The organism is Arthrobacter sp. 9V (assembly GCF_902506065.1).
In the GTDB taxonomy this organism is placed as follows: domain Bacteria; phylum Actinomycetota; class Actinomycetes; order Actinomycetales; family Micrococcaceae; genus Arthrobacter.
Genome location: NZ_LR733051.1, coordinates 1 through 2,610, shown reverse-complemented (window position 1 = coordinate 2,610; position 2,610 = coordinate 1). Strand labels below are relative to the sequence as shown.

The 2,610-nt window shown below is 67.8% G+C and carries 4 protein-coding genes; 2 read left to right on the top strand and 2 right to left on the bottom strand.

Translation table 11 applies throughout. The annotated features are described in order from the left end of the window. Both kdpA and BACI9J_RS24000 read right to left on the bottom strand, forming a co-directional pair. On the bottom strand, positions 1 to 1,382 hold a 1,382-nt coding region (kdpA, locus tag BACI9J_RS24005), incomplete at its 3' end, for a potassium-transporting ATPase subunit KdpA (protein ID WP_159736805.1). Then, positions 1,382 to 1,471 carry a potassium-transporting ATPase subunit F gene (locus BACI9J_RS24000; RefSeq protein WP_017887940.1) on the bottom strand — a complete coding sequence of 30 codons (90 nt, stop codon included), beginning with the start codon at positions 1,469 to 1,471 and terminating at the stop codon, positions 1,382 to 1,384. The genes BACI9J_RS24000 and kdpA, both read right to left, overlap by 1 nt. Before the next feature lie 343 nt (positions 1,472 to 1,814). Between BACI9J_RS24000 and BACI9J_RS24570 the strand changes: the two genes are divergently transcribed. Further along, positions 1,815 to 2,153: a hypothetical protein gene (locus BACI9J_RS24570; RefSeq protein ID WP_236558912.1), complete on the top strand. Its 339-nt coding sequence runs from the start codon at positions 1,815 to 1,817 to the stop codon at positions 2,151 to 2,153. After that, on the top strand, positions 2,128 to 2,610 hold a 483-nt coding region (locus BACI9J_RS24565; protein WP_236558911.1), incomplete at its 3' end, for an Abi family protein. The genes BACI9J_RS24570 and BACI9J_RS24565, both read left to right, overlap by 26 nt.

Sequence of the window (2,610 nt, the reverse complement as noted above, 5' to 3'; positions counted from 1 at the left end):
TAGAGCAGCTCGGTCAGCCCGTGGTTGCCGGGGTTGAAGATCGACGTCCCGAGCACCTGTTCGCGGACCCCGGGGATCACGAGCGAGAGCCCGGTGGCCAGGAGCACGAGCGTCGGCGTGACGAGGATGTACAGCGCCGCGAAGGTCATCTCCTTGGCGCGGATCTTCTTGCCGAGGTACTCCGGGGTTCGGCCGACGAGCAGGCCGCCGATGAACACCGTGATGACGGCGAGCACGAGCATGCCGTACAGGCCGGAGCCGACGCCGCCGGGGGTGACCTCGCCGAGCATCATGTTGACGAGCGCCATCATCCCGCCGATCGGGGTGTAGCTGTCGTGCATCGCGTTGACGGCGCCGGTGGACGTCGAGGTGGTCGCGGTCGAGAAGAACGTCGAACCGAGGATGCCGAAGCGGCTCTCCTTGCCCTCCATCGCGGCCCCGGCGGCGTGTGTGGCGATCCCGCCGCCGCCGAGCTCGGCGATCGACATGACCGACAGCGAGACGAGGAAGATCGCGCTCATCACGGCGAGGATCGCGTAGCCCTGGCGGTCGTCCCCGACGAGCCGCCCGAACGTGCGCGGGAGCGAGAACGGGATGACGAGCATGAGGAAGATCTCGACGAGGTTCGTCCACGCCTGCGGGTTCTCGAACGGGTGCGCCGAGTTCGCGTTGAAGTAGCCGCCACCGTTCGTGCCGAGTTCCTTGATCGCCTCCTGCGAGGCGACGAACCCGCCGGGGATGTGCTGCGTGCCACCGATGAGCGTGGTGACGTCGGTGCCGCTCCCCCACGACTGGACGACCCCGCCGGCGACGAGCACGATCGCGAAGACGAACGCCCCGGGCAGCAGCAGCCGGCCCAGCCCGCGGACGATGTCCACCCACACGTTGCCGAGGGTGCCGGACTTGCGACGGGCGAACCCGCGCACCAGCGCCACGGCGACCGCCAGGCCGACGGCTGCGGACAGGAAGTTCTGCACCGCGAGGCCGGCCATCTGCACGGTGTAGCCGAGGGTGACCTCGGGCGAGTACGACTGCCAGTTCGTGTTCGACACGAACGACGCCGCGGTGTTGAACGCAAGCGAGGGTCCGACACCGGGCAGTCCGAGGTCGCCGGGCAGGACGACCTGGATGCGCTGCAGCAGGTAGACGAGCAGGAGCCCGGCGACGCTGAAGAGCAGCACCCCGCGCAGGTACACGGGCCAGGACTGCTCGGCGTCCGGATCGACGCCGATCAGCCGGTAGACCCCGCGCTCGACCCGGTTGTGCCGGACGGGTGTGAAGACCTTCGCCATCCAGTCGCCGAGCGGGCGGTACGCGACGACGAGCAGCAGGACGAGGGTGGCGACCTGGGCGATGCCCGCCCAGAGGTCCGCGGCGCCCACTAGAAGCGCTCCGGACGCACGAGCGCCCAGACGAGGTACACGACAGCGGCGATGCCGAGGACGGCGGCCGCGATGGTGATGCCGATCACAGCCGTTCCACCCCCTTGGCGATCAGTGCCACCACGCCGAACACGGCGAGGACACCGGCGACGACGAACACGTCGAACACGAGGGACTCCAGAAGGTCTGCGGTGTCCGCGCCGGGTGACGCGGACCGGCACCACTTGTGGTGCCGAACCGATGCTGGATCCTGCGCCGGGCCTCCAGTCCGCTCCTAACGGATCCCTGACGCCGCCCTGGCGGACGCATGCACGCTCCTAACGCCTGTGGAGAGCGCTCGATCCCGTGACGCGGATCCTGGTAGGGTTTCAGCATCACGATCGGCCCGCTCGCCTCACGGCTCGGGCCGATTTTCTTGTCTCGGGGGGGCGCATGGAGTACGTGAAACCGTGGCTCTCGATCGGTGAGCAGATCGGGAAGCTGGCTTCCAAGGGAGTCCGCATCGGTGATCGGGGCGCCGCGGGATCGGTACTGCGCGAAGTCGGCTACTACCGCCTCACCGGATACCTCTATCCCTTCCGTGAATCGTCATCGGTCACCGATGAGGTCGGCCGCCGACACGGCGAGGTCCACGACCGGTACCGAGCAGGGACGGAGTTCGCAGCAGCCGGACACCGGAGCGTTCACTGCACCTCGGCCCGACCCACCGGATGGCTCCAGCGCACACACGGCGTGGCTGCAGCGAGTGCGAGACCGACAGGATTCCTCTGACGAACAGTTCGTCGCACACTTCCGAACCGAGTACGACGACCGGATGCCCATCTGGGCACTCACCGAAATCCTCGAACTGGGACACCTCGCTCGGCTGTACGGCGGTCTCCGGAACGACGTCGCCACCCGGATCGCCCGAGAGTTCGGCGTCCCGACCAAGAAGACGATGCTGAGCTGGCTCGCCTCGGTCAACTACGTCCGGAACGTCGCAGCACACCATGCGCGTCTGTTCAACCGGAAGTTGGTCGTGGTCCCGAAACGGCCGAGGTCCGGTGCGGTACCGCTCCTCGCACATCTCTCGGGAACCGATGCCCCGAAGCAGTTCGGTGTCTACAACACCTTGGCGGTGATGGCCTACCTGCTCAGGTCGGTCCCGTCCGACCACGACTGGGCCGAGCGCGTGGCCGCTCTCCTCGGGGCCTTCCCGAGCAACGAACACCTCGATCTCTCGTCGATG

What these genes read in the sequence shown, in the direction of transcription:
- BACI9J_RS24570 (WP_236558912.1), top strand. Translation starts at nt 1,815, where the DNA reads ATGGAGTACGTGAAACCGTGGCTCTCGATCGGTGAGCAGATCGGGAAG.